Annotated in this window: 26 protein-coding genes; 18 read left to right on the forward strand and 8 right to left on the reverse strand. The window is 68.1% G+C overall.

The features are described 5' to 3' along the window. Positions 1-36 precede the first annotated feature (36 nt). Genes DKG74_RS10500 through DKG74_RS10530 form a run of 6 tightly spaced genes read left to right on the forward strand, consistent with a single transcriptional unit; the run spans position 37 to position 5550 of the window. Positions 37-843, forward strand: a complete 807-nt coding sequence (locus DKG74_RS10500) for an ABC transporter ATP-binding protein (RefSeq protein ID WP_109905470.1) — start codon at positions 37-39, stop codon at positions 841-843. 28 nt (positions 844-871) lie between these two features. Continuing rightward, entirely contained in the window at positions 872-2038 is a 1167-nt protein-coding gene (locus DKG74_RS10505) for an ABC transporter substrate-binding protein (protein WP_109905472.1), read from the forward strand. Between the two features lie 5 nt (positions 2039-2043). Beyond that, positions 2044-2757, forward strand: coding sequence for an ABC transporter ATP-binding protein (locus DKG74_RS10510; RefSeq protein WP_109905474.1), 714 nt, complete (start codon positions 2044-2046; stop codon positions 2755-2757). An 18-nt stretch (positions 2758-2775) separates the two neighbouring features. Then, positions 2776-3675 (forward strand): branched-chain amino acid ABC transporter permease, encoded by a 900-nt coding sequence (locus DKG74_RS10515; protein ID WP_109905476.1) that lies wholly within the window; start codon positions 2776-2778, stop codon positions 3673-3675. Then, positions 3672-4769 (forward strand): branched-chain amino acid ABC transporter permease, encoded by a 1098-nt coding sequence (locus DKG74_RS10525; protein ID WP_133251558.1) that lies wholly within the window; start codon positions 3672-3674, stop codon positions 4767-4769. Before DKG74_RS10515 ends, DKG74_RS10525 begins: the two co-directional genes overlap by 4 nt. Position 4770: 1 nt before the next feature. Next, positions 4771-5550, forward strand: coding sequence for an SDR family NAD(P)-dependent oxidoreductase (locus DKG74_RS10530; protein ID WP_109905482.1), 780 nt, complete (start codon positions 4771-4773; stop codon positions 5548-5550). A gap of 140 nt (positions 5551-5690) precedes the next feature. Here DKG74_RS10530 and rplI read toward each other — a convergent pair whose 3' ends face one another. Genes rplI through rpsF form a run of 3 tightly spaced genes read right to left on the reverse strand, consistent with a single transcriptional unit; the run spans position 5691 to position 6946 of the window. Continuing rightward, a complete protein-coding gene (rplI, locus tag DKG74_RS10535) occupies positions 5691-6248 on the reverse strand; it encodes a 50S ribosomal protein L9 (protein ID WP_109905484.1) in 558 nt (185 codons plus the stop codon). 12 nt (positions 6249-6260) lie between these two features. Next, entirely contained in the window at positions 6261-6530 is a 270-nt protein-coding gene (rpsR, locus tag DKG74_RS10540; RefSeq protein ID WP_109905486.1) for a 30S ribosomal protein S18, read from the reverse strand. Further along, positions 6527-6946, reverse strand: coding sequence for a 30S ribosomal protein S6 (gene rpsF / locus DKG74_RS10545; RefSeq protein ID WP_109905488.1), 420 nt, complete (start codon positions 6944-6946; stop codon positions 6527-6529). The genes rpsR and rpsF overlap by 4 nt, the downstream gene beginning before the upstream one ends. A 411-nt stretch (positions 6947-7357) precedes the next feature. On the opposite strand from rpsF, the gene hypF reads away from it, so the two are divergent. The 5 genes from hypF to hypE are packed head-to-tail and all read left to right on the forward strand — an operon-like array spanning position 7358 to position 12870. Next, complete coding sequence (gene hypF, locus DKG74_RS10550; RefSeq protein ID WP_109905490.1) at positions 7358-9715, forward strand: carbamoyltransferase HypF; 2358 nt, start codon at positions 7358-7360, stop codon at positions 9713-9715. Then, positions 9706-9987, forward strand: coding sequence for a HypC/HybG/HupF family hydrogenase formation chaperone (locus DKG74_RS10555; RefSeq protein WP_109905492.1), 282 nt, complete (start codon positions 9706-9708; stop codon positions 9985-9987). The genes hypF and DKG74_RS10555 overlap by 10 nt, the downstream gene beginning before the upstream one ends. Then, positions 9984-10676 carry a D-sedoheptulose-7-phosphate isomerase gene (locus DKG74_RS10560; protein WP_109905494.1) on the forward strand — a complete coding sequence of 231 codons (693 nt, stop codon included), beginning with the start codon at positions 9984-9986 and terminating at the stop codon, positions 10674-10676. The genes DKG74_RS10555 and DKG74_RS10560 overlap by 4 nt, the downstream gene beginning before the upstream one ends. Further along, positions 10673-11803 carry a hydrogenase formation protein HypD gene (gene hypD / locus DKG74_RS10565; protein ID WP_109905496.1) on the forward strand — a complete coding sequence of 377 codons (1131 nt, stop codon included), beginning with the start codon at positions 10673-10675 and terminating at the stop codon, positions 11801-11803. Before DKG74_RS10560 ends, hypD begins: the two co-directional genes overlap by 4 nt. After that, on the forward strand, positions 11800-12870 hold the full coding sequence (gene hypE / locus DKG74_RS10570) for a hydrogenase expression/formation protein HypE (RefSeq protein WP_341475856.1): 1071 nt from the start codon (positions 11800-11802) through the stop codon (positions 12868-12870). The genes hypD and hypE overlap by 4 nt, the downstream gene beginning before the upstream one ends. 10 nt (positions 12871-12880) lie before the next feature. Here the strand turns inward: hypE and DKG74_RS10575 are convergent, their stop codons facing one another. The 5 genes from DKG74_RS10575 to DKG74_RS10595 are packed head-to-tail and all read right to left on the reverse strand — an operon-like array spanning position 12881 to position 16286. Then, on the reverse strand, positions 12881-13603 hold the full coding sequence (locus DKG74_RS10575; RefSeq protein ID WP_109905500.1) for an energy-coupling factor ABC transporter ATP-binding protein: 723 nt from the start codon (positions 13601-13603) through the stop codon (positions 12881-12883). Then, a complete protein-coding gene (gene cbiQ / locus DKG74_RS10580; protein WP_207779316.1) occupies positions 13600-14331 on the reverse strand; it encodes a cobalt ECF transporter T component CbiQ in 732 nt (243 codons plus the stop codon). The genes DKG74_RS10575 and cbiQ overlap by 4 nt, the downstream gene beginning before the upstream one ends. Beyond that, complete coding sequence (locus DKG74_RS10585) at positions 14328-14888, reverse strand: carboxypeptidase-like regulatory domain-containing protein (protein ID WP_207779317.1); 561 nt, start codon at positions 14886-14888, stop codon at positions 14328-14330. The genes cbiQ and DKG74_RS10585 overlap by 4 nt, the downstream gene beginning before the upstream one ends. After that, complete coding sequence (gene cbiM / locus DKG74_RS10590; protein WP_109905502.1) at positions 14885-15496, reverse strand: cobalt transporter CbiM; 612 nt, start codon at positions 15494-15496, stop codon at positions 14885-14887. The genes DKG74_RS10585 and cbiM overlap by 4 nt, the downstream gene beginning before the upstream one ends. A 19-nt stretch (positions 15497-15515) precedes the next feature. Further along, on the reverse strand, positions 15516-16286 hold the full coding sequence (locus tag DKG74_RS10595) for a DUF4198 domain-containing protein (RefSeq protein ID WP_109905504.1): 771 nt from the start codon (positions 16284-16286) through the stop codon (positions 15516-15518). Between the two features lie 164 nt (positions 16287-16450). Here DKG74_RS10595 and DKG74_RS10600 point away from each other — a divergent pair, with 164 nt between their 5' ends. The 7 genes from DKG74_RS10600 to DKG74_RS10630 all read left to right on the forward strand — a co-directional run bounded on the left by DKG74_RS10600 (position 16451) and on the right by DKG74_RS10630 (position 24806). Then, positions 16451-17764: a sensor histidine kinase gene (locus DKG74_RS10600; protein ID WP_109905506.1), complete on the forward strand. Its 1314-nt coding sequence runs from the start codon at positions 16451-16453 to the stop codon at positions 17762-17764. Then, positions 17761-18756 (forward strand): NADH-quinone oxidoreductase subunit B family protein, encoded by a 996-nt coding sequence (locus DKG74_RS10605; protein WP_109905508.1) that lies wholly within the window; start codon positions 17761-17763, stop codon positions 18754-18756. Before DKG74_RS10600 ends, DKG74_RS10605 begins: the two co-directional genes overlap by 4 nt. A gap of 9 nt (positions 18757-18765) precedes the next feature. Then, complete coding sequence (locus tag DKG74_RS10610; RefSeq protein ID WP_243404096.1) at positions 18766-20211, forward strand: nickel-dependent hydrogenase large subunit; 1446 nt, start codon at positions 18766-18768, stop codon at positions 20209-20211. A 156-nt stretch (positions 20212-20367) separates the two neighbouring features. Beyond that, positions 20368-21438 (forward strand): hydrogenase small subunit, encoded by a 1071-nt coding sequence (locus DKG74_RS10615; RefSeq protein ID WP_109905510.1) that lies wholly within the window; start codon positions 20368-20370, stop codon positions 21436-21438. Positions 21439-21440: 2 nt separating this feature from the next. Further along, the gene (locus tag DKG74_RS10620) at positions 21441-23255 is read left to right on the forward strand and encodes a nickel-dependent hydrogenase large subunit (protein WP_109905512.1); all 1815 of its coding nucleotides are present in this window, start codon (positions 21441-21443) and stop codon (positions 23253-23255) included. Positions 23256-23280: 25 nt separating this feature from the next. Further along, on the forward strand, positions 23281-23982 hold the full coding sequence (gene cybH, locus DKG74_RS10625; RefSeq protein ID WP_109905514.1) for a Ni/Fe-hydrogenase, b-type cytochrome subunit: 702 nt from the start codon (positions 23281-23283) through the stop codon (positions 23980-23982). A 206-nt stretch (positions 23983-24188) separates the two neighbouring features. Then, positions 24189-24806, forward strand: coding sequence for a HyaD/HybD family hydrogenase maturation endopeptidase (locus tag DKG74_RS10630; protein WP_109905516.1), 618 nt, complete (start codon positions 24189-24191; stop codon positions 24804-24806).

A 24806-nucleotide genomic window follows, 5' to 3' on the forward strand; every position in this document is an offset into this window, starting at 1 on the left:
CTTCCTCCACCAGAGACGAGGAAGAGGAGCCGCCCGATGACGGCCTTGCCACCGAATGCCGAGACCGCGCGGAAGGCGCCCGATGGAGGTCCGGCCGAAAGCGGGGCCTGCCTCGATATCGTCGGCCTGTCCAAGCGGTTCGGTGGCGTCTACGCCGTGCGCGACGTCACCCTGCGCTGCGGCGCCGGGGAAATCCTCGGCCTCATCGGCCCGAACGGCGCGGGCAAGAGCACGCTGATCAACCTGATCACCGGCACCCTGCGGCCCGATACGGGCAAGGTTACCATGGATGGCCGCGTCATGAACGGCATGAGCGTGCCCGAATGCGCGCGCGCCGGCATCGGCCGCACGTTCCAGAACATCCGCCTCTTCGCCAATCTCGACGTTCGCCAGAATGTCGAGGTCGCGCATACGACCGCCAGCCGCCACCGCGAAGGCGGGCCGGAGCTGCACGAGATCGACGATCTGCTCGCCCGCATGGGCCTGCTTTCGCTCGCCGACCGGCAGGCGACGACGCTGCCCTATGGTCTGCAGCGGCGCCTCGAAATCGCCCGGGCGCTGGCGCTGGCGCCGTCCTACCTGCTGCTCGACGAACCGGCGGCGGGCATGAACGATGCCGAATCCGAGCAGCTGGTCGACCTCATCCAGAAAATCCGCGAGGACTTCGGTTGCGGCGTCATCGTGATCGAACACGACTTGCGCTTCATCCGCCGGGTCTGCGAGCGGGTCGCCGTCCTGCACATGGGCGAGATCCTGACCATCGGCAGCCCCGAAGCGGTGCTGAACGATCCCCGCGTGATCGAAGTCTACATCGGCGCCGCGTCCGAAGACGAAGCCGCCTGAGCCCCCATCGACCCACAGGAGCGTGACCATGAAGCCCGTCGACCCCATGAAATGGCTTGGACTTTCCCTCTGCGCCCTGCTGCCGGCGACCCCTGCCGGCGCGGCCGAGACCCTGAAGATCGGCGCCCCCGAATCCATCTCCGGCGACTGGGCGCCCTATGCCGCCGCCCATGGCCTGCGCTGCATGGCCGAGCTGGTGAACGAGGCGGGCGGTGACTACAAGATCGAACTCGTGGTCAAGGACAGCAAGAGCGAGCCGCAGCTCGCCGTTGCCCTCGCGCAAGGGATGCTGGACGACGGCGTGGTCGCCGTCTCGGGCACGCCGGCTTCGGACAGCCTGATCCCCATCGCCCAGCTCGCGGCCGGTTACAACGCCATCACCTTCTCGGCCATGAACACCCAGGTCGAGATGTTCGCGACCGGCCTCGGCAATTTCGTGACGACGGCGGTGCCCGATCCGTTCAACGCCGCCGCCACCGCCAAGGTCGCCTATGATCAGGGCGCGCGCACGGCCGTCCTCTTCGTCTCCGACGCCGCCGGCACCTGGACAAGGGCTTTGCCGGGCTGGTTCGGCGAAGTGTTCGAGAAGCTGGGCGGCAAGGTCACCGGCACCATCGAATATCCGGGCTTCGGCATCACCGACTGGTCGCCCTTCATCTCGAAGCTGAAGACGATGAACCCGGTGCCCGACGCCATCCATATCTCTTCGATCAACCCGGACGTCGGCGTGCTGATCCGTCAGCTGCGCGCGGCGGGCATGGATACGATGGTGCTCGGCTCCGACGGCTTCGACGACGTGACCCTGGCCAGCGTCGCGGGCGGTGCCGCCAATGTCAATGGCAAGGTCTTCTTCGCCGCCCATGGCTTCCCGACCCCGGGCGGCCCGCTCGCCACCTTCCAGGCCGAATGCGCCAAGCGGGGTTACGAGATCAACGGTGCCTTCTTCGGTCTCGGCGGCGATGTCATCAAGCTGCTGGTCGGCGCGGCCAAGGCGGCCGGCTCGACCGATCCGAAGGCCATGCTCGAGGCGATCTACACCAAGGGCCCGTTCGAGATCGTGACCGCGCCGACCATTTCCTTCGACAACCCCTGGCATTACCCGGTGAAGGAAGTGCCGGTCATGGGCTTCAAGGACGGCAAGCCGGTCCTGATTTCCTCGACCGTGCCGGCCGACGTGCCGCACTTCAAGAAGTGACGGCGATGCTGGAGATCGATGGGGTTTCCATCAACTACGGCCCGGTCAGCGCCGTGCGCGATGTCTCGCTGAAGGTCGAGCAGGGCGAGATCGTCGCCCTGCTTGGCCCCAACGGGGCGGGCAAGACTTCGCTCCTGTCGGCGGCGATGGGCCTGCGGCCGCTGGCCGCCGGCAGCATCCGCTTCAAGGGCGAGGACATGCGCCGGCTCGATACCGAAAGCCGGGTCCGCCGTGGCCTGACCCTGACGCCCGAGGGGCGCAAGGTCTTCGCCAATCTGACCGTGCTCGAAAATCTCGACCTCGGCGCCGCGACGCGGGCCAGGGGCGCGGATTTCCACGCCGATATCGAGATGTGCTTCGAGCTGTTCCCGATCCTCGCCGAGCGGCGGCACCAGACCGGTGGCAGCCTGTCGGGCGGCGAGCAGCAGATGCTGGCGATCGCCCGCTCGCTGATGAGCCGGCCGTCGCTGCTCATGCTGGACGAGCCTTCGCTCGGTCTCGCGCCGCGCATCGTCGGCCAGATTTTCCGCCTGATCCGCGATCTGCGTCAGCGGGATCTGACCATTCTCCTCGTCGAGCAGAATGCCCATGAGGTGCTGCGCTTCGCCGACCGCGCCTATGTGCTCTCGACCGGCGAATGCCGCTACTCGGGGCCAGCCGCCCGGCTGCAGGAAGCGGGCGCGCTGATGCAGGCCTATATCGGCGAACTCGTTGCCTGAGCGCCGGAAGGATACGCCATGGATTACCTTATCGAACAGGCGCTGAACGGCTTCAGCATCGGCGCGCAATATTCGCTGCTGGCGCTTGGCCTTGCCATCGTCTTCTCCGTCATGGGCCTCGTCAATTTCGCCCATGGCGAATTCATCGGGGTCGCCGGCTATGCCATGTTCGCCATGGCGGCCATGGGCATGACCGATCCCTTGCTGCTGGTCGTCTTCGCCATGGCGACCGTGACCCTGGTCGCCCTGGTGCTGGAGCGGATCGCCTTCCGGCCGGTGCGCAACGCGCCATCGACTACAGGACTGCTGACCGCCTTCGGCGTCGGCATCATCCTGCAGAACCTGTTTCTCCTGATGGTCTCGCCCCGGCCAAAGGCGGTGCCCGAGCTGTCGGCCCTGAACCAGACGGTCGATGTCTGGGGGCATAATTTCACCATCCTGCAGTTCCTCGAGGTTGGCGTGACCACCGTCGCCATCGCCGGTCTCGTCTGGTTCCTCAAGGGCACGCGCATCGGTCTTGCCATGCGGGCGGCCGCGCTCGATTTCACCACCGTCCGCCTGATGGGCATGAGGGCGAACCGGGTGATCGCCACCGCCTTCGCCATCTCCGGCCTGCTCGCCAGCATCGCCGCCATCTTCTTCATCGCCCGGCGCGGCGCCATCGACCCCTTCATGGGCCTGCTGCCCGTGCTCAAGGCCTTCGTCGCCTGCGTGCTCGGCGGTTTCGGCAGCCTGCCGGGGGCCGTGGTCGGCGGCCTGCTGCTCGGCTTCGTCGAGGTGATGCTGATCGTGCTGCTGCCCGACAAGCTCGCGGGCCTGCGCGATGCCTCGGTATTTCTCATTGTCGGCGCCATCCTCGTGTTCAGGCCGCAAGGCATCCTCGGGCGCCGTGTCGAGCTGGGAGACAAGACCGCATGAACACGATCGCTTTCGCCGAACGCACGCGCGGCGGCCGTCCCTTCCTCGATGCCCGCCTTGCCGGTAACCTGCGGGGTGCCCTGTGGCTGGCGCTGATCGCCGCCGCCATCGGTCTCTTCGTCATGGCCTTCGGCAGCCCCTTCATCGTCCGCCTGACCGCGACCGCCTTCATCAATCTGATCGCTGTCGTCGGCCTGCAGATCTTCATGGGCAATTCCAATGTCGTGAACATCGGCCATGCCGGCTTCATGGCGCTGGGCGCCTATTTCACCGCGATCTTCGCGACGCCGGTGATGATCAAGGCGACCATGATCCCCAACGCACCCTTCGGCCTTGCCGGGGTCGAAGTCGGGGCGCTCTACGCCTTTCTGATCTCGGTCGGGCTGACCAGCCTGATCGGCCTGTTGTCCGGTCTCGTCCTGGTTCGGCTGGCCGGCATCGCGGCGACCATCCTGACCATTTCGATCCTTGTCATCGTGCAGGGCGTGCTCGTTACCTGGACCGACCTGTTCCGGGGCGCGCAGGCCTTCTTCGGCATTCCGAAGGTGGTCGGCCTCGGCCTGATCGTCGCCGCGGCGGCGGCCGTGCTCGTCGTCGCCCGGCTGTTCAAGGGCTCGCGCGCCGGGGTGCAATTGCGCGCCAGCGCGACCGATCCCCTCGCCGCCGAGGCGATGGGTGTCGACGTGAAGCGCCTGCGCCTCGTCGCCTGGGTGTTGGGCTCCGCCGTCGTCGGCTGCGCCGGGGCGCTCTACGCGCTCTATGCCGGCACGATCAACGCCCGCGCCTTCTATTTCCACACCGCCTTCCTCACTCTCGCCATGTCCATCGTCGGTGGGATGCGCTCGGTCACCGGGGCGATGGTCGGCGTCGCGCTGCTGACCGTCCTGCTCGAACTCATCCGCATCGTCGAGGGCGGCATCACGGTCTTCGGCATCGCCTTTCCGGAAATGCTCGGCCTGTCGGGCCTGATGCTCGGCGTCATCATCGTCGGCGTCATGTGCTTCCGCTCCGACGGTTTCATGGGCGGCCACGAGATCGAGGAAGTCGTCACCGCGCTGCGCCGCCGCCTCGTGGCCCGGAAGAGGGAGGCCTGACATGCTGAAGGGCAAGACCGCCCTCGTCACTGGGGCCGGGCGCGGCATCGGTCGGGGCATCGCGCTGCATCTCGCGGCGCAAGGGGCTAAAGTCGCGCTGGTCAGCCGGACGACGGAACAGCTGGCCAGCCTCGCCGCCGAGATCGCGGCGGCCGGCGGCAGCGCCATCGCCATCGCCGGCAGCATCGCCGACGAGACGGCGGTCGAGGCGGTGGTCGCCGCCGCCTATGACGCCTTCGGCCGGCTCGACATCCTCGTCAACAACGCCGGCATCGTCGAGGAGGCGGCTTTTCTCGACATTTCCCCCGAGAGCTGGCACCGCGTGATCGGCACCAATCTGACCGGCAGCTTCCTGATGATGCAGCGGGTCGGCCGGCGGATGAAGGACCACGGCGGCGGCGCCATCGTCAACATCACCTCGATCGACGCGAATGGTTACGACGGGCCGCAGGCGTCCTATGTCGCGTCGAAAGCGGGCCTCGTCGGCCTCAGCAAGGATGCGGCGACCTCGCTCGCCCGCTTCGGCATTCGGGTGAACACGGTCAGTCCCGGCTGGGTGCGCACGCCGATGGTCGAGGAATTCCTCAATCCGGAACAACTCGATTACATGCTGCACAATTTCAACCGGGTGCCCATGCGCCGCCTGATCGAGGTGGGGGAGGTCGCGGCGGCCGTCGCTTTCCTTGCCTCCGACGCGGCGTCCGGCATCACGGGGATCGACATTCCGGTCGACGGCGGCACGCTCGCGACCCTCGGCGTCTACGAATCCCTGCCGGGCTGACAGACAGGACGCGGCGGCAGACATCCACCCTCGTCGCTCCGGCGCAAGGCCCCGGCCTTCGCCGGGACGACGGGCAAGAAAAAGCCCGACACGAGCGATCGTGCCGGGCTTGTCCTTGTCGGGCGGCAGGGCCGCCCGGATCAGAAGTCGTCGTCGTTTTCCGGGGTCGGCAGCAGGTCTTCGTCGTTGACCACCGACTCGTCCTCGGTCTCGAACACGGCTTCGCCGGTCGAAGCCTGCACGGCGGCGTCAGCGGCCGAACGGGCGATGTTGATGTTGACGGTGACCGAGACTTCCGGATGCAGCACGACGCGGACCGGGGTGACGCCCAAGGTCTTGATCGGCTGGCCGAGCTGGACCTGACGGCGGTCGACGGTGTAGCCGGCCTCGATGATCGCGGTGGCGACGTCGCGGTTGCTGACCGAACCGTAGAGCTGACCGGTGTCGCCCGCCTGACGGACGATGACGATCGAGATATTGTCCATCTTCACCGCCACGGCCTCGGCTTCCTTGCGGAGTTCGAGGTTATGGGCTTCGAGGTGGACGCGCTCGCGCTCGAAACGGGCCAGGTTTTCCTTGGTCGCGCGCAGGGCCTTCTTCTGCGGCAGCAGGAAGTTGCGGGCATAGCCGTCGCGAACGCGGACGACGTCGCCCATCTGGCCGAGCTTCTCGACGCGCTGGAGGAGAACGATTTCCATCTGAACGCCTCCTTACTTCACGATGTAGGGCAGCAGGGCGAGATGGCGGGCGCGCTTGACCGCCTGGGCCAGTTCGCGCTGCTTCTTGGCCGAAACCGCGGTGATGCGCGACGGGACGATCTTGCCGCGCTCGGAAATGAAGCGCTGCAGCAGCTTGACGTCCATGTAGTCGATCTTCGGCGCGTTCGGGCCCGAGAAGGGGCACGACTTGCGACGACGGAAGAACGGACGGCGGGCAGCGCCGCCGGCGGCACCGCCGCCCTGGGAATTACGCTCGCTCATGCTTCTGCTCCGAATTCATCGCGGTCGCCATAGCCGTCACGGTCGCGGCGGCGGCCTTCGGTCGCCTCGCGGCGGGCACGCTCTTCGCGCGCGGCCTTCACCTGCATCATGATCGACGGGCCTTCCGGCAGCTCGTCCTTGCGGAGCGTGAGCACGCGGATGACGTCTTCGTTGAGGCGCAGGTTGCGCTCCATCTCGGCGACCGCGGCGTGCGGCGCGTCGATGTGGAAGAGCACGTAATGGCCCTTGCGGTTCTTCTGGATGCGATACGCGAGGTTGCGCAGGCCCCAGTATTCGGTCTTGACGATCGAGCCGCCGTTGTCGGCAATGATCTTGGTGAGGTCTTCGACCAGGGTTTCGACCTGTGCGCTCGAAACGTCCTGGCGAGCAATGAAGACATGCTCGTAAAGTGCCATGCCACGCTTCTCCTTCTGGCTGTTCGCGGCCCGGCGTTGGGGGAAAATCCCCGGTCAACGAAACGGGCCTAGCCGGCACCCTGCCGGCAAGGAGCGATGGAAGCGCGGCACTATACACATTTGCCCGCAGGGGGCAAGCATTGTGCCAGGCTCGGCGGTCACGGACCCGGCGGGCGCGACTGGAAGAATGGTTTCCACTGTAAAGCAGCTTTCCAGCAAGAGGCCGGGCCGCGGGCAGCCAGACCCGAGGCGCCCCGGCGGTTTCGGGGCGATCCGGCCCGCCGATCGCCGTGGCATGTGAATTGCTGACCCTTATCGCGGAAGCGGCTCGACAATGCTTCGCGGAACGATGGGAGGATAGCATGGACCAAAGGCCCCGGCATTCGGGCGGCCCGGTCTTCGGGGCCTGACATGAGCGAAGCGCGCAGCATGGCGATCCGCGTGCGCGGCCGGGTGCAGGGCGTCGGCTTCCGGCCGACGGTCTGGCGGCTGGCCCGCGACCTTGGCCTTGCCGGCGACGTGCTGAACGACAGCGAGGGTGTGCTGATCCGCGTCGCCGGCGCGTCCGCCGCCATCGAGACCCTGATCGAGCGCCTGCGGGCGGAGCCGCCGCCGCTCGCCCGGATCGACGGTATCGAGGCGGTCGACATCGCCCCCCTGGCGCTGGCCGGCTTTTCCGTGGTCGAGAGCAGGGCAGGGGCGGCCCGTACCGAAATCGCGCCCGATGCCATGGTCTGCGCCGCCTGCGCCGCCGAGACGGAGGATCCCGCGGCCCGGCGGTTCCGCTATCCCTTCACCAATTGCACGCACTGCGGGCCGCGTCTCTCCATCGTGCGCGGCATCCCCTACGACCGCGCCATGACGACCATGGCGCCCTTCGCGCTCTGTCCGGCCTGCCAGGCGGAATATGACGACCCTTCGGATCGGCGTTTCCATGCCGAGGCCATCGCCTGTCCCGCCTGCGGTCCCCGGGCGTGGCTGATCCGCCTCGACGAGCGGGCGCCGCCGGCCGATCTGCCCGCCGGTCTCGACGAGACGGCGGCGGTCGCCGCCCTTTTGCGGCGGGGCGAGATCGTCGCGATCAAGGGCATCGGCGGCTATCACCTTGCCTGCGACGCGACGCAGGGGCCGGTGGTCGCGGCCCTCCGCGGGCGGAAGCGCCGCGACGCCAAGCCCTTCGCCCTGATGGCGCGCGATATCGGCATCATCCGCCGCTTCGCCGAAGTCGGCCCGGCGGAGGAAGCGGCGCTGCTCTCCCCGGCGGGGCCCATCGTTCTGTTGCGCGCCAGCGGCCCGGCCCGGTTACCGGAAGCGGTGGCGCCGGGCCTCGACCGGATCGGCTTCATGCTGCCGACGACGCCGCTGCACCGCCTGATCCTGCAACGGATGGACCGGCCGGTGGTGATGACCAGCGGCAATCTGTCGAGCGAACCGCAGGTGACCGACGAGGCGGGTCTGCACGCCCGCCTGACCGGGATCGCCACCTATGCCCTGATCCATGACCGCGCCATCGCCAATCGGGTGGATGATTCCGTCGCCCGGGTGATCGGCGGCGTGCCGCGCCTGCTGCGCCGGGCGCGGGGCCACGCCCCGGCGGCGCTGCCCCTGCCGCCGGGCCTCGGTGGCGGGGCGCCGGTGCTCGCCCTTGGCGCCGAACTGAAGGCGACTTTCTGCCTCGCCCGGGGGGAGGAAGCGATCCTGTCCCAGCACATGGGCGATCTCGAGGATGCGGCGACATTCGACGACTGGCGCCGCGGTCTCGGGCTTTACGAGACGCTTCACGACCACCGCCCGCGCGTGATCGCGGTCGACCGCCACCCCGATTACCTCTCGGCCAAATATGGCCGGGCGCGGGCGGCGGAGACGGGCGCGGCCCTGGTCGAGGTCCAGCATCACCACGCCCATGTCGCCGCCTGCCTGGCCGGGCAGGGCCGGCCGCTGACGGCGCCGCCCGTGCTCGGCATCGTCGCCGACGGGCTGGGCTATGGCGACGACGGCGCGATCTGGGGCGGGGAGTTCCTGCTCGCCGATTATCGCGGCTATCGCCGCCTCGCCGCGCTGAAGCCGGTGGCCATGCCCGGCGGCGCCATGGCCTCGCGCGAGCCGTGGCGCAATCTCTACGCCCAGCTGACGGCGGCCATGGACTGGTCCGATTTCGCCCGCGATTTCGGCGGGCTGGCGCTTTACGACGCCCTCGCGGCCAAGCCCCGCGCGCCCTTCGACGCGATCATCCGCGACGGCCGCTTCGCGCCCCGCGCCTCGTCCTGCGGGCGGCTGTTCGACGCGGTCGCCGCCGCCCTCGACCTCTGCCGCGAGCGTCAGTCCTACGAGGGTCAGGCGGCGATGATGCTGGAAGCCCTGGCCGACGGGGGGGAAGCGGGGGCCTATCCCTTCGATCTGGCGCGCCGGGACGGCGACGGCCTGCCCCTGATCGAGCCCCGGCCGATGTGGCGGGCGCTGCTCGGCGACCTGTCGCTTGCGGTGGCGCCATCGCAGGTCGCCGCGCGCTTCCATCGCGGCCTTGCCCGCGCCATGGTCGCCATGGCGGTGCAGCTGCGGGGCGAGGGGGCGCCGCTGTTCGACACGGTCGCCCTGTCCGGCGGCTGTTTCCAGAACGCGGTGCTGTTCGAGGCGGTCGAGCGAGGGCTCGCCGACGCCGGTTTCACCGTTCTTTCCCATGCGGAGGTGCCGGCCAACGATGGCGGCATCGCCATCGGCCAGGCGGCCATCGCGCTGGCGACAACAGCAGGAGCAGGGCCATGTGCCTAGGCATTCCCGGCCGCATCGTGTCCATCGACGATGCCGAGAACAGACTGGCCACCGTCGATGTCGGCGGCGTGCGCCGGCAGATCAACATCGCCTGCATCGTCGATGCCGAGCACCCGCCGGAGGCTTGCGTCGGCGACTGGGTGCTGGTCCATGTCGGCTTCGCCATGAGCCGGATCGACGAGGCGCAGGCGGCCGAAACCCTGCGCATCCTCGCCGAACTGGGCGAGGCGGAAAGCGAGATCGAGGCCATGCGCATGACGGCGGCATCATGACCGGCACGCCCGAGCTTCAGGCCCTCTATCCCTTCCTGCACGGCAAGGCGCAGGACGGCGAGCGGCTCGATGCCGCCGTGCTCGCCTCCATCGCGGAGAAGGCGCGCGAATCCCGCGCGGCCAGCGAGCGGTTCTTCGAGGCATCGGCGCCCGTGCTGCTCGGCGCCGCGAAGGCGCTCGCCGCCTGCTACCGGGCGGGCGGGCAATTGTTCGCCATGGGCAATGGCGGCTCGTCCTGCGATGCCGCCCATGTCACCGTCGAATTCCTGCATCCGGTCACCGCCGGGCGTCCGGCGCTGCCCGCGACCAATCTCGCCGCCGACATCGCGCAGATGACCGCCGTCGGCAATGACGTCGGCTTCGCCCATGTCTTCCTGCGCGCCCTGACCGCGAGGGCGCGCCAGGGGGACGCGCTCGTCGGTTTCTCGACCAGCGGCAATTCGGACAATCTGCTGGCCGCCTTCGCGCGGGCCCGCGAGATCGGCCTCGTCACCATCGGCTTTTGCGGCGGCGACGGCGGGAAGATGCGGGCATCGGGCCTGGTCGATCATTGCCTCGTGGTGCCCGCCACCTCGATCCACCGCATTCAGGAGTGTCATGTGACCGCCTATCACATCCTCTGGGACATCACCCACAGCCTGCTGGCGGACGATCGCGGCGCGGCCAGCACCAAGGGGACGACGCCATGAAATATGTCGACGAATTCCGCGACCGGGAAAAGGCCGAGGCCCTCATTCGCGAGATCAACACCGTGGTCGCCGGGATCGACCTCGCCCGCCACCGGCCGATCAACATCATGGAGGTCTGCGGCGGTCACACCCATTCGATCTTCCGTTACGGCCTCGAAGGCATGTTGCCGAAGGAGATCGAGCTGATCCACGGGCCGGGCTGCCCGGTCTGCGTGCTGCCCATGGGCCGGGTCGACGATTGCGTCGCCATCGCCGAGCGGCCGGAGGTGATCTTCACCACCTTCGGCGATGCCATGCGCGTGCCCGGCTCGAAAAAGAGCTTGATGCAGGCGAAGGCGGCCGGCGCCGACGTGCGCATGGTCTATTCGCCGATGGATGCCCTCGCCCTCGCCCGCAAGAACCCGGGGCGGGAAGTGGTGTTCTTCGCCCTCGGCTTCGAGACCACCATGCCCTCGACCGCGCTGACCGTGCTCCAGGCCGAGGCCGAGGGGGTGCGGAACTTCAGCCTGTTCTGCAATCACATCACCATCGTCCCGACCATCAAGGCGATCCTCGACAGCCCCGACCTGCAACTCGACGGGTTCCTGGGGCCGGGCCATGTCTCGATGGTGACGGGCACCGCGCCCTATCAGTTCATCGCCCGGCATTACCGCCGGCCGCTGGTGGTCGCCGGCTTCGAGCCGCTCGACATCCTGCAGTCGATCTGGATGGTGCTGAAGCAGATCCGTGACGGCCGCGCCGAGGTCGAGAACCAATATGCCCGTATCGTCTCCGACGCGGGCAACGCCGCCGCCCTTGCCGCTGTCGGCAGGGTCTACGAGCTGCGGGAATTCTTCGAATGGCGGGGCCTCGGCTCCATCGACCATTCGGGCGTCCGCCTGCGCGCGGCCTATGCCCATTTCGACGCGGAAAAGCGTTTCGCCATTCCCAATGTGACCATCGCCGATCCGTCGTCCTGCCAGTGCGGCGAAGTGCTGAAGGGCGTGATCAAGCCCTGGCAGTGCAAGATGTTCGGCGGTGCCTGCAACCCGGAAACGCCGCTCGGCGCGCTCATGGTCTCGTCGGAAGGCGCCTGCGCCGCGCATTACCAATATGGCGGCGTGCAGCGCCGGATGGGGGTGGCATGATGAGCATCGTCGCCCGTCCAAAGCCCCGTAACCTCGGGAAACTGATGGTCTCCCATGTCACCGTCGCCCATGGCGGCGGCGGCAAGGCGATGAAGGATCTGATCGACGATGTCTTCGTCTCGGCCTTCGACAACGATCTGCTGGCCCCGCTCGAGGATCAGGCCCGGCTCGATCTTGCCGCGCTCGCCCGGCATGGCGACCGGCTGGCCTTCACAACGGACGGCTATGTCGTCGATCCGCTGTTCTTCCCGGGCGGCGATATCGGCAAGCTGGCGATCTGCGGCACGGTGAACGATCTCGCGGTTGGCGGGGCGGTGCCCTTGCACCTGTCCTGCGCCGTCGTGATCGAGGAAGGCATGGCGGTCGAGACCCTGCGCGCCATCGCCCGGTCGATGGCGGCCACGGCGCGGGCGGCCGGCGTCTCCATCGTCACCGGCGATACCAAGGTGGTGCCACGCGGCGCCTGCGACAAGATTTTCATCACGACGACCGGCATCGGCGTCATCCGCCCCGGCCTCGAGATCGGCGCCGATCGGGCGCGACCGGGCGATATCGTGCTGGTCAACGGCAGGCTGGGCGATCACGGCGCGGCCATCCTCTGCGCCCGGGGCGACATGGCGCTGCAAAGCCCGGTCGAAAGCGATTGCGCCGATCTCTCCGGCCTCATCGCCGCGCTGCTGGCTGCCGTGCCGGGGGTGCGCTTCATGCGCGACGCGACGCGGGGCGGCATCGCCACCGTCCTCAACGAACTCGCCGCCGCCTCGCGGGTGGCGATCGAGATCGACGAGACGGCGACCCCGATCGACGAGGGGGTGCGGGGCTTTTGCGAAATCCTCGGCCTCGATCCGCTCTATCTCGCGAACGAGGGCAAGATCGTCATCGCCGTCGCGCCGGAGGATGCGGCGGTCGCGCTCGCCGCCCTGCGCGCCCATCCCCTCGGCCGGGATGCCTGTGCCATCGGCAAGGTAACCGCGGGCGAGGCGGGCCGGGTCAGCATGAACACGCTGTTCGGCGGCAGGCGCATCGTCGACATGCTGGTCGGGGAGCAATTGCCGCGCATCTGCTGATGCAGCGCCGTCAATGACGATGGGCGTGATCGCCCTCGACATGGATATGCAGGTGGTCGTGGGTGTGGGGGTGGCTGTGGAAGGCGGCGGGCAGCAGCCGGCCCTGGCGCAGCGCCAGCACCCGGGTCGACAGGCGGTGCAGGAACGGCCGGTCGTGGGATACCACGATCATGGCCATCGGCAGGCCCGACAGGATGTCGAGCAGGCGGCGGTAATGCACGTCGTCGAGGGCATTGGTCGGCTCGTCCAGCAGGAGTGCCTCGGGTTCCATGGCCAGCACCCCGGCGAGGGCGACCAGCCGCTTCTCCCCGCCCGACAGGCGGTGGGTGATGCGTGCCGAGAGATGGCCGAGGTGCAGCCGTTCCAGCACGGCGAGGGCCCGCTCCGCCGCCTCGCGCGGGGCAAGGCCGAGGTTGAGCGGCCCGAAGGCGACATCGTCGATCACCGTCGGGCAGAACAGCTGGTCGTCCGCGTCCTGGAACAGGTAACCGGCCCTGGCCCGCACCGGTCGGAATTCCTTCTCCGTTCGTCGCAGGCTGCCGAAGGCGGTGATCGTGCCGTGTTCCGCTTTCTCCAATCCGATCAGGCTGCGCAGCAGGGTGGTCTTGCCGGCGCCGTTCGGTCCGACCACGGCCAGCCGCTCGCCCGGGCGCAGGGTCAGGCTGGCGCCGTCGAGCACGCGGTGCCCACCGCGCGACACGACGAGGCCTTCGACGGTAAAAAGCGGGGTCATGGCAGACGGTCCAGGGCGATGAGGGCGGCGCCGACGACAAGGGCGAGGCCGGGGCCGGCGAGGATGCCGCGCTCTCCTTCCTCGATACCGATGGCGGGCAGGCGGCCGTCGAAGGCGCGGCAGCGCATCGCCTCCTCGACCCGCGCCGCCTTTTCGAGCGCGCGGACGAGGACCATGCCCGCCAGATTGCCATAGGCGCGGAAAGTATGAAGCGAGGTGCGCCGGGCGAAGGCGCGGGCCCGCATGGCTTCGCGGCGGCGGCGGATTTCGTCGCGAAACAGCTCGACATAGCGCGTGGTGAACAGGAACAGCTGGACCAGCCGAACCGGCGCGCCAAGCCCGCGCGCCGCATGGCCGAGGCGCAGCGGCTCGACCGTGCCGAGCAGGGCGAAGACGATCAGAATCGCCGCGTTCGTCTTGAGCGCGATGCCGATGGCCCGGGCCAGCCCCTCGGCGCTGAGCACGAGCGGGCCGAGGGTGACGAGCGGTGTTCCGGGCACGGAAAAGGGCAGCATCACGAGCAGCAGCACCATGAAGCCCTCGACATGGGCGAGGCGATGCAGCAGCGGCCTCAGCGCCTGACCGGAGATGAGGGCGAGGGCGAACGCCCCCGCCAGCGCCGCGCCCTGCGCCGGCAGGCCGCGCAGCGCGACGACGGCGAGGGTGAGGATGAGCGTGGCCAGCAGGCGCGCCCGGGGCGTCATCCGGTCGAAGCCGGGCGCCTTCACGATCCGCCCTTCCCGCGCCGCCGGGACGAGGCCCAGAGCGCGGCGCCGGCCAGGCCGACGATCATGCCGATGCCGCCGACGATATCGTTGAAGCGGACCCGTCCCTCCGCTTCGTCATAGGCTTCGAGCAGCGGGCGGATCTGGCGGGCGACGGCGCGGTCGACCGCGGCCTCGATCGCCGCCGTGTCGGCGGGCAAGGCCTGCGCGGTCGGCATCGTCGTGGTCGGCGCCGAAACGGTGGGGCCGAAACGCTCTTCGCCCAGGCGGATGTCGGCGGCATGGCCGTCGCCGGCATCGACCGTGACGACAAAGCTGCCGGGGGCGGGCGGGGTCCAGGTGAAGCGGCCTTCGCCGTCGGTCACCTCGCGATGCACTTCCGTGCCCGCCGCGTCGCGGATGACGATGGTCGCGCCTTCGGGCCGGCCGCCGCCGATGAAGAAGGCATAGCCGGAAATCGTCCCACCCTCGATGGTCGCGAAGAGTTTCAGGCGATGCGCCGCCGCCGGCATCGCCGTGACGGCGAGCAGGGCAAGGGCGAGGGCAAGGCGACGGATCACGGCCGCGCCCCCGCCAGTGCCTCGGGTTTCACCCGCTTCAGGAAGCCGACGGAGAAACCGGTGATCAGCGCCTCCGCCGCCATCAGCGGCAGATAGGTGACGAGCATGATCCGCGCCGACGGCACGAAGTCCGACGACGACAGGGCAAGGGCGAGGGCGACGCCGCCCCCGGTCGCGGCGACGCAGAGACCGGCGCCGATCCCGGCGATGACCCCGGCGCGCCCGGGCGTCGCCCGCGCCACCGGCCCCGCCAGCACGAGGCCGGCAAGGATGCCGGGCAGGGCGATATTCACCAGATTGACGCCAAGGCTGGTCACCCCGCCGAAGCCGAACAGCAGGGCCTGCAACACGAGGCCGACGAGGACGGCGGGCGCGGTCAGGGGCCCGATCATCAGCCCCATCAGGCCCGACAGCAGCAGATGCACGCTCGACGGGCCGACCGGCACCGCGACCAGCGAGACGGTGAAGAACACGGCGGCCAGAATGGCCGTGCCGGGGATCGCTTCCTCCTTCAGGGAGCGCAGGGCAAATCCGGTCAGGGCGGCGGCACCGGCCCAGCCCGCGACACCGACCGGCAGGGACAGGACGCCGTCCGGAATATGGGCCATCGCGCGTTCCCTTCCGCCGTCAGGGCACTTTGACCATGTCGGTCGCCTTCACCCAGATGAGGGCGCCGGCCTCGACCGGGACATCCTTGCCCTCCGGGCTCTTCATCCTGGCGTCCGCCTCGGTCAGGGCGGCGAAGCCCCACCAGCCGGCGCGCGGCATGGCATAGGAAAAGGTGCCATTGGCATCGGCCGTGATCACCTGGGTCACGAAGGCATCGTTGGGCGCGGTCACGCCGCCATCGTTGACATATTCGACCTCGACCTCGGCGAAGGGCAGGGGGGTGCCGTTCTTCGTGACGACGCCGGTGAAGAGATTGCCGGTCCACAGGCCGGTTGGCCGGGTCAGCGGGCGGATTTCGACCGGCAGGCCGACCATGGCATTCCAGCCCTCGCCGCTGGCGAAACTGTCGACCACCACCTTGGCGTAATGGACGATATATTTGCCCTCCGCCGGCTCCCAATAGGGCGCGGGCTCGACGAAGAAGACGGCGGCGCCCGGGGTCTTCAGATCGACGAAGGCGCGCCAGGCGCTCTTGCCGCCGTCGAGGCTTTCGACCAGCGAGGCGGAAAGATCGGTCGCCTTGCCGTCCATCACCATGCCGAAACGGATCGGCCGGTCCATCTGCATCTGCGGGCCGCGGTCCATCGGATGGGTGAAGACGAGGTCGAGCGAGACCGTGCCGCCTTCCGGCAGGACATCGGCGCTGGGCAGCAATTCCTGGAAATGGGCAAGGGCGGGAAGGGTTACGCTCGCGGCGAGAATCAGCCCCAGACATGTCGCGCGCAGCATCGTTTCGCCTCCCGACCCAGAATTTCGTATGATGTTTAGTATAAAACATCATACTGGCAAGAGGCAAAATGGGCCCCCGGCGCCGAGAATTGATCGCGCTCCCCACCGGGTGCTAGCATGACGCCGACCGACCTCGGGAGGGATCGACCTTGGTGCAGCCGCCGATGACCGGCCCCGCGGATGCGGAAGGCGAAGGCGTCTGGATCGACGTCATCCGCAAGATGGACGAGACCTATGCCGATCTCGTCGCCCAGCAGGTCGCGCTCGAGCGCAAGAATGCCGAACTCGAGGAAGCGCAGGCTTTCATCGCCGGGGTGATGGCGGCGATGACCGACGTCCTTCTGGTTGGCGATACCATGGGCCGCATCGTCGAGGTGAATGCCGCCGCCGAACGCGCCCTCGGCCGGGCCGGCGCCGATCTGGCCGGCACGCCGCTGTCCGGCATTTTCGTCGAGGGCTCGCAGGCGGCCTTGCAGGGCCTGATAGCGGCGGCGCGAAGGCGCGAGCGAGTCTCGGACCTCGAACTCGTGCTGCGCGGGGCGGAGGGTGATTTTCCGGTCTCGGTCAATTCGTCGATCCGCTACACGCCGCGCGGCCGCTCGGCCGGGCTGGTGCTGGTCGGTCGGCCGATGGGGGAACTGCGCCGGGCTTATGGCGATCTTGCCGCCGCGCACGAGCGGTTGAAGGAAACCCAGCAGCAGCTGGTCCATTCCGAGAAGATGGCTTCCCTCGGCCGGCTCGTCGCCGGTGTCGCGCACGAGCTGAACAATCCGATTTCCTTCGTCTATGGCAACGCCCACGCCCTGCGCCGCCAGGCCGAGCGGCTGACCGCCTATATCCGCGCCCTCGATGCCGGCGCCCCGGCGGTGGAGGCACGGGCGGCCAACCGGGTGGACAAGGCACTGGCCGATCTGCCCAGCACCATCGACGGCCTCGCCGAGGGGGCGGAGCGGGTAAGGGACATTGTCGCCGAACTGCGCCGCTTCGCCGCCACCGACAAGGCACCGGCCGATATCTTCGACCTCGGCGCCGTGCTTCATGCCGCCGTGACCTGGGTCGCCAAGGCGCAGATGCCGGCGCTCGATGTCGTCTTCGACCTGCCGGCGGATTTCCGTGCCTATGGGCTTTCCGCGCACACTCATCAGGTGGTGATGAACCTGGTGCAGAATGCGATCGACGCCATGGCCGACGTCGCGCCGCCCCACCGGCTGATCGTCGCCGGCCGGATCGAGGGCGGGCAGGTGGTGGCCGAAATCAGGGACAGCGGCCCGGGCATTCCGGCCGACGTGCTGCCCCGCATCTTCGATCCCTTCTTCACGACGAAGCCGGTCGGCAAGGGCACGGGCCTTGGCCTGTCCATCAGCGACCGCATCGTCAGCGATCAGGGCGGCTCGCTCTCGGCCGCCAATCATGCCGAAGGGGGCGCGCTCTTCACCCTGCGCCTGCCGGCCGCGAAGCCATCGGGACGGGCGCCATGAACATGCTCTGGCTGCAATCGGGCGGCTGCGGCGGCTGCACCATGTCCATGCTCTGCGCCGAGGCGCCGGACCTGATCTCCACCCTCGAAGGCGCGGGGATCGAGCTGTTGTGGCACCCGACCCTGTCCGAGGCGACGGCGGGCGAGGTGGTCGACCTGCTGCTGGCGATCCTCGACGGGCGGCAGACGCTCGACGTACTCTGCGTCGAGGGCTCGATCCTGCAGGGGCCGAACGGCACCGGCCGTTTCCACATGATGGCGGGCACCGGCCGGCCGATGATGGACTGGGTGCGCGACCTCGCCGGTCACGCCCGCCATGTCGTCGCGGTCGGCACCTGCGCTGCTTTCGGCGGGGTCACCGCGGCGGGGGCCAATCCGGCCGACGCCTGCGGCCTGCAATACGACGGGCGGCAGAGGGGCGGCCTGCTCGGCCCCGATTTCGTCGCAAGGGGCGGGCTGCCGGCGATCAATGTCGCGGGTTGCCCGACCCACCCCAACTGGGTGACGGAAACCCTGATGCTGCTGGCGGGCGACGGCCTTGCGGCCTCCGACCTCGACCAGTACCAGCGGCCGCGCTTCTATGCCGATCACCTCGTTCACCACGGTTGCCCGCGCAACGAATATTACGAATACAAGGCGAGCGCGCATCGCCCGTCCGACCTCGGCTGCATGATGGAACACATGGGGTGTCTGGGAACCCAGGCCCATGCCGACTGCAATACGCGCCTCTGGAACGGCGAGGGCTCGTGCACCCGGGGCGGCTATGCCTGCATCAACTGTACCGCGCCCGAATTCGAGGAGCCGGGCCACGCCTATATGGAGACACCGAAATTCGCCGGCATTCCCATCGGCCTGCCGACCGACATGCCCAAGGCCTGGTTCGTCGCCCTGTCGTCCCTCGCCAAGGCGGCGACACCCGACCGGGTCCGGCGCAACGCCGCCGCCGATCGCATCGTGGTGCCGCCCACGGTCCATGAAAAACGCAAACGCTAGGCGCCGCCTTTGAGTGACACAGAAAAGCCCGGCCGGCTGATCGTCGGCCCGTTCAACCGGGTCGAAGGCGATCTCGAGGTCCAGCTCGATGTCGAGGGCGGCCGCGTCCGCTCGGCCCGGGTGAATTCGCCGCTGTTCCGCGGCTTCGAGCGTATCCTCGAGGGGCGCGCGCCGCTCGACGCGCTGGTGATCGTGCCGCGCATCTGCGGTATCTGTTCGGTCTCGCAATCCCATGCCGCGGCAACGGCGCTGGCCGACCTCGCCGGGGTGACGCCGCCGCCCAATGGCACGCTCGCCGCCGATCTGATGCTCGCGGCCGAGAACGCGGGCGATCACCTGACCCATTTCCACCTGTTCTTCATGCCGGATTTCGCCCGCGCCGCCTATGCCGGCCGGCCCTGGTTCGGCGTGGTCGCGGAGAGATTCAAGGCCGCCGCCGGCAGCGCCGTGCGCGAGGCGGTGGAGGCGCGCACCGGCCTGTTCCGCCTGTTCGGCATCATGGGCGGCAAATGGCCCCATACCCTGACCCTGCAGCCGGGCGGCGTCGCCCGCGCGCTCGATGCCCGTGACAAGGTCCGCCTCGCCGCCATCATCGAGTCCTTCCGACGTTTCCTGGAAACGAAGGTCTATGGCGCCCCCTTGGAAGCCGTTGCCGAATTGTCCAGCCTCAATGCGCTCGAGCGCTGGCGGGACGGGGGGCCGGCGGGCCATTTCCGCCTGTTCCTCGAAATCTCCGCCGATCTTGGCCTCGATACCCTCGGCCGCTCGTGGGATCGTTTCCTGTCCTATGGCAACGCGCTGCAGCCCCGGGGCATCTGGCAGGGGGCGGGGATCGCCCCGCTCGATCCCGGCGCCATCGCCGAGGATCACAGTTTCGCCCGCATGGCGGATCGAGAGCGCCGTCATCACCCCTTCGACGGCTCGACCGTGCCCGACGGCGCGGACGAGGCCGGCTATACCTGGTGCAAGGCGCCGCGTCTCGGCGGGCTGCCGTTCGAGACCGGGGCATTGGCGCGCCAGCTGATCGGCGGCCATCCGCTGGCGGCGGCGCTGGTCGCGGCGGGGGGCGGCACGGTTTTCAGCCGGGTGGTCGGGCGCCTCCTCGAACTCGCCCGCATCTGTATCGCCATGGGGCAATGGGTGCGCGCCCTCGACGTGAAGGGCGACTGGTATGTCGACGCGCCGCTGCCCGACGAAGGCGCGGCCATGGGCCTGACCGAGGCGGCGCGCGGCGCCCTCGGTCACTGGCTGCGGGTCGAGGGTGGGCGCATCGCCAGTTACCAGATCATCGCGCCGACGACCTGGAACTTCTCGCCGCGCGACAGCGACGGCGTGCCCGGCCCGCTGGAAAAGGCGCTGGAAGGCACGGCGGTCGAGCCGGGCGAGCGGGCGCCGGTCGCCGTCCAGCATGTCGTCCGCTCCTTCGACCCCTGCATGGTCTGCACCGTCCACTGATCGGAAAAGCGGAAAGACACTTGCCACATCATGGGTATTCACCCTTGCCACCCGCCCGCCGGGCGAGGCCGCGAAAGGCGCTGAAACCCTGACTTCCCCGGTTTGGCCCGGCTCTTGCCTATAGGGAGCCAGCCAATAACAGGGAGGCCGCCGTCCATGGCAAGGCTGGAGACATTCTACGAGGTGATGCGCCGCCAGGGCATTACCCGCCGTTCGTTCCTGAAATATTGTTCGCTGACGGCGGCGGCGCTGGGTCTCGGGCCCGAATTCGCGCCCCGCATCGCGCACGCCATGGAAACCAAGGCCCGGACCCCGGTGCTCTGGCTCCATGGTCTCGAATGCACCTGCTGCTCCGAGAGCTTCATCCGGTCCGCCCATCCGCTGGCGAAGGATGTCGTGCTCTCGATGATCTCGCTCGATTACGACGACACGCTGATGGCCTCCGCCGGGCATCAGGCCGAGGCGATCCTCGAGGAGATCATCCGCGACTACAAGGGCAACTACATCCTCGCGGTCGAGGGCAATCCGCCCCTGAACGAGGACGGGATGTATTGCATCATCGGCGGCAAGCCCTTCGTCGATCAGCTGCGCTATGTCGCCGAACATTCCAAGGCGATCATCTCCTGGGGCTCCTGCGCGTCCTTCGGCTGCGTCCAGGCGGCGCGGCCCAATCCGACGCGGGCGACCCCGGTGCATCAGGTGATCACCAACAAGCCGATCATCAAGGTGCCGGGCTGCCCGCCCATCGCCGAGGTGATGACGGCGGTCGTCACCTACATGCTGACCTTCGACCGCATCCCCGAGCTGGACCGCCAGGGCCGGCCGAAGATGTTCTACAGCCAGCGCATCCACGACAAATGCTATCGCCGGCCGCATTTCGACGCCGGCCAGTTCGTCGAGCATTTCGACGACGAGGGCGCGCGCAAGGGCTACTGCCTCTACAAGATGGGCTGCAAGGGCCCGACCACCTACAACGCCTGCTCCACCATCCGCTGGAATGAGGGCACCTCCTTCCCGATCCAGGCCGGCCACGGCTGCATCGGCTGCTCGGAAGACGGCTTCTGGGACAAGGGCTCGTGGTACGCCCGCCTGACCGACATTCCGCAATTCGGCATCGAAGCCAATGCCGACAAGATCGGCCTGACCGTCGCCGGTGCCGCCGGCGCCGCGATCGCCGCCCATACCGCCGTCAGCGCCCTCAAGCGCGCCCAGCACAAGGGTGAATGATCATGGGTATCATCCAGACCCCCAACGGCTTTTCCCTCGACAACACCGGCCGCCGCGTGGTCGTCGATCCGGTCACCCGCATCGAAGGCCACATGCGCTGCGAGGTGAATCTCGACGCGAACAATGTGATCCGCAACGCGGTATCGACGGGGACCATGTGGCGCGGCCTTGAAGTCATCCTGAAGGGCCGCGACCCGCGCGACGCCTGGGCTTTCGTCGAGCGTATCTGCGGCGTCTGCACCGGCTGCCATGCCCTGACCTCGGTCCGCGCGGTCGAGGACGCCCTCGGCATCAAGATCCCGAAGAACGCCCATTTGATCCGCGAGATCATGGCGAAGACGCTGCAGTGGCACGATCACGTCGTCCATTTCTATCATCTGCACGCGCTCGACTGGGTGAACCCGGTGAACGCGCTGAAGGCCGATCCCAAGGCGACTTCCGAGTTGCAGCAGATGGCGGGGCCGAACCATCCCAATTCCAGCCCCGGCTATTTCCGCGACGTGCAGAACCGCCTGAAGAAATTCGTTGAAAGCGGCCAGCTCGGTATCTTCAAGAACGGCTATTGGGGCAATCCGGCCTACAAGCTGCCGCCCGAGGCCGACCTGATGGCGGTCACCCATTACCTCGAGGCCCTCGACCTTCAGAAGGAGATCGTGAAGATCCACACGATCTTCGGCGGCAAGAATCCGCACCCCAATTACATGGTCGGCGGCGTGCCCTGCGCCATCAACATGGAAGGCGACATGTCGGCGGGCGCGCCCCTGAACATGGAGCGGCTGAACTTTGTCCGCGCCCGCATCCAGGAAGCCTATGAATTCTCGAAGAACGTCTATATCCCCGATGTGATCGCCATCGCCAGCTTCTACAAGGGCTGGCTCTACGGCGGCGGCCTGTCGGCGACCAACGTCATGGATTACGGCGATTATCAGGCGGTTCTCGGCGACAAGAGCACCGACCGGCTGCCCGGCGGCGTCATCCTGAACGGCAACTGGGACGAGATCCATCCCATCGACCCGCGCGACCCCACTCATGTCCAGGAGTTCGTCACCCATTCCTGGTACACCTATGGCGACGACAGCAAGGGTCTGCACCCCTGGGATGGCGTGACCGAGCCGAAGTACGAACTCGGCCCCAACGCCAAGGGCACCCGCACGCGGATCGAGGAACTGGACGAAGGCGCCAAATATTCCTGGATCAAGGCGCCGCGCTGGAAGGGCCATGCCTGCGAGGTCGGGCCGCTGTCCCGCTACATCCTCGCCTATGCCCATGGCGTGACCTATGTGAAGGATCAGGTTACCGATGCCCTCGGCCGTTTCAACGCGCTGGCCGGGACGGAGCTGACCGCGAAACAGGCGCTGCCCTCGACCATCGGCCGCACGCTCGCCCGCGCGCTCGAAGCGCATTACTGCGCCGAGATGATGCTGAACGACTGGGACGACCTGATCGCGAATATCAAGGCGGGCGATTTCGCCACCGCCAATGTCGAGAAATGGGATCCGAAGACCTGGCCGTCGGAAGCCAAGGGCGTCGGCACCGTCGCCGCGCCGCGTGGCGGCCTCGGCCACTGGATCAAGATCAAGGACGGGCGGATCGAGAATTACCAGTGCGTGGTGCCGACCACCTGGAACGGCAGCCCGCGCGATCCCGCCGGCAACATCGGCGCTTTCGAGGCTTCGCTGATGAACACGCCGATGGAGCGGCCGGACGAGCCGGTCGAAATCCTGCGCACGCTGCACAGCTTCGATCCCTGCCTCGCCTGTTCGACCCACGTCATGTCGCCCGACGGGGAAGAACTGGCCAAGGTGCAGGTCCGCTGAGCGCCGCCGGGGGAGGAGATTGACGATGAGCGTCCATGAAAGGGTGCCGCCGACCAAGATCACGGCGATCTACGTCTACGAGGCGCCGGTGCGCCTGTGGCACTGGATCAATGCCGCCGCGATCCTGGTGCTCTGCGTCACCGGCTATTTCATCGGCTCGCCCCTGCCGACCCTGAGCGGCGAGGCGAGCGACCACTTCCTGATGGGCTATATCCGCTTCGCCCATTTCACCGCCGCCTATGTCTTCGCCATCGGCTTCCTGGTGCGGATCTGGTGGGCGCTGGTCGGCAACGAGCACGCCCGCCAGCTGTTCCGTTTCCCGTTCTGGAGCCGCGCCTATTGGGACGGGCTGTTGCAGGAAGCGCGCTGGTACGCCTTCCTGGAGCCCCGGCCGCGGAAATATGTCGGCCACAACCCGCTGGCCCAGTTCGCCATGTTCTGGTTCATGACCGTGGGCACGCTGTTCATGATCGTGACCGGCTTCGCCCTCTACAGCGAAGGCGCAGGCCCCGGGTCCTGGCAGGACAGGCTGTTCGGCTGGGTGATCCCCTTCTTTGGCCAGAGCATGGATGTCCACACCTGGCACCACATGGGCATGTGGGCGATCATTCTCTTCGTCATGCTGCACGTCTATGCCGCGATCCGGGAGGACATCATGTCCCGCCAGTCCATGGTCTCGACCATGATTTCGGGCGTGCGCACCTTCAAGGACGACGATCCGGACTGATCGGCTCCGCCTTGATTTGGAAGGATGGTTTCCAGGCTGATCGCCATACTGGAAATCATCCTTCCGTTTTATCCGGCCTGTGATCAGCTTTGCCCTGTTGATCTGCGGCTTTCCGTCGCTGGCACGCTTTCTGCAATTCCTTCCAGCACCGCCCGCTCGACGGGCGAGGGCGACAGGAAGATCGCCCGCACAGGGAAGGAAAGACGATGGGGTCCGCAGACGGGATTCTGGTCCTCGGGATCGGTAACATCCTTTGGGCCGACGAAGGCTTCGGCGTCCGCGTGGTCGAGGCGCTGGACCGCGATTTCGCGCTGCCCGAAGGGGTCCGCGTGATGGATGGCGGCACCCAGGGGCTCTATCTCCTGCCCCATATCGAAAACCTGGACGCGCTGATCATCGTCGATGCCATCGACTATGGCCTTGCGCCCGGCAGTTTCCGCACCCTGCGCGGGGCTGACGTTCCGGCCTTTCTCGGCGCTCACAAGATGAGCCTGCATCAGACCGGCTTTCAGGATGTGCTGGCGACGGCCCAGCTGATGGACCGCTGCCCGCGCGACCTCGTGCTGATCGGTGTCCAGCCCGCCGTGCTCGACGATTACGGCGGCGGCCTGACCGATGTCGTCGCCGCCCGGGTGCAGGAAGCGGTCGACGCGGTGCTGGCTGAACTCCGCGATCGCCACGGTATCGAGGCGCGACGCCGGGACGAAGCCGGCAGCGGCCTGATCGACCCCCGCCTGTCGCGCGACGCTTACGAGAGCGGCCGGCCCAGCGCGGAGGCGGCCTGCCGCGTCGGCGATCCCCGCGTGCTGGGCCTCGGCTGCTGA

This window comes from Zavarzinia aquatilis (genome assembly GCF_003173035.1).
GTDB classification, from domain to species: domain Bacteria; phylum Pseudomonadota; class Alphaproteobacteria; order Zavarziniales; family Zavarziniaceae; genus Zavarzinia; species Zavarzinia aquatilis.